Source organism: Enterobacter cloacae complex sp. IR53030 (assembly GCF_049238365.1).
GTDB lineage: Bacteria > Pseudomonadota > Gammaproteobacteria > Enterobacterales > Enterobacteriaceae > Enterobacter > Enterobacter kobei.
Genome location: NZ_JBMKHA010000067.1, coordinates 1 through 1,352, shown reverse-complemented (window position 1 = coordinate 1,352; position 1,352 = coordinate 1). Strand labels below are relative to the sequence as shown.

Annotated in this window: 1 protein-coding gene; it reads left to right on the top strand. The window is 60.2% G+C overall.

The features are described 5' to 3' along the window. Positions 1–136: 136 nt before the first annotated feature. Positions 137–1,150, top strand: coding sequence for a class 1 integron integrase IntI1 (gene intI1 / locus ACOTXR_RS25070; RefSeq protein ID WP_000845054.1), 1,014 nt, complete (start codon positions 137–139; stop codon positions 1,148–1,150). The last annotated feature ends 202 nt before the right edge of the window (positions 1,151–1,352 follow it).

Genomic DNA, 1,352 nt, shown 5'->3' with positions numbered 1-1,352 from the left:
CTTTGTTTTAGGGCGACTGCCCTGCTGCGTAACATCGTTGCTGCTCCATAACATCAAACATCGACCCACGGCGTAACGCGCTTGCTGCTTGGATGCCCGAGGCATAGACTGTACAAAAAAACAGTCATAACAAGCCATGAAAACCGCCACTGCGCCGTTACCACCGCTGCGTTCGGTCAAGGTTCTGGACCAGTTGCGTGAGCGCATACGCTACTTGCATTACAGTTTACGAACCGAACAGGCTTATGTCAACTGGGTTCGTGCCTTCATCCGTTTCCACGGTGTGCGTCACCCGGCAACCTTGGGCAGCAGCGAAGTCGAGGCATTTCTGTCCTGGCTGGCGAACGAGCGCAAGGTTTCGGTCTCCACGCATCGTCAGGCATTGGCGGCCTTGCTGTTCTTCTACGGCAAGGTGCTGTGCACGGATCTGCCCTGGCTTCAGGAGATCGGAAGACCTCGGCCGTCGCGGCGCTTGCCGGTGGTGCTGACCCCGGATGAAGTGGTTCGCATCCTCGGTTTTCTGGAAGGCGAGCATCGTTTGTTCGCCCAGCTTCTGTATGGAACGGGCATGCGGATCAGTGAGGGTTTGCAACTGCGGGTCAAGGATCTGGATTTCGATCACGGCACGATCATCGTGCGGGAGGGCAAGGGCTCCAAGGATCGGGCCTTGATGTTACCCGAGAGCTTGGCACCCAGCCTGCGCGAGCAGCTGTCGCGTGCACGGGCATGGTGGCTGAAGGACCAGGCCGAGGGCCGCAGCGGCGTTGCGCTTCCCGACGCCCTTGAGCGGAAGTATCCGCGCGCCGGGCATTCCTGGCCGTGGTTCTGGGTTTTTGCGCAGCACACGCATTCGACCGATCCACGGAGCGGTGTCGTGCGTCGCCATCACATGTATGACCAGACCTTTCAGCGCGCCTTCAAACGTGCCGTAGAACAAGCAGGCATCACGAAGCCCGCCACACCGCACACCCTCCGCCACTCGTTCGCGACGGCCTTGCTCCGCAGCGGTTACGACATTCGAACCGTGCAGGATCTGCTCGGCCATTCCGACGTCTCTACGACGATGATTTACACGCATGTGCTGAAAGTTGGCGGTGCCGGAGTGCGCTCACCGCTTGATGCGCTGCCGCCCCTCACTAGTGAGAGGTAGGGCAGCGCAAGTCAATCCTGGCGGATTCACTACCCCTGCGCGAAGGCCATCGGTGCCGCATCGAACGGCCGGTTGCGGAAAGTCCTCCCTGCGTCCGCTGATGGCCGGCAGCAGCCCGTCGTTGCCTGATGGATCCAACCCCTCCGCTGCTATAGTGCAGTCGGCTTCTGACGTTCAGTGCAGCCGTCTTCTGAAAACGACA

Excerpts from the sequence above, each read along its gene's own strand:
- intI1 (WP_000845054.1), top strand. The coding sequence starts at position 137 with ATGAAAACCGCCACTGCGCCGTTACCACCGCTGCGTTCGGTCAAGGTT.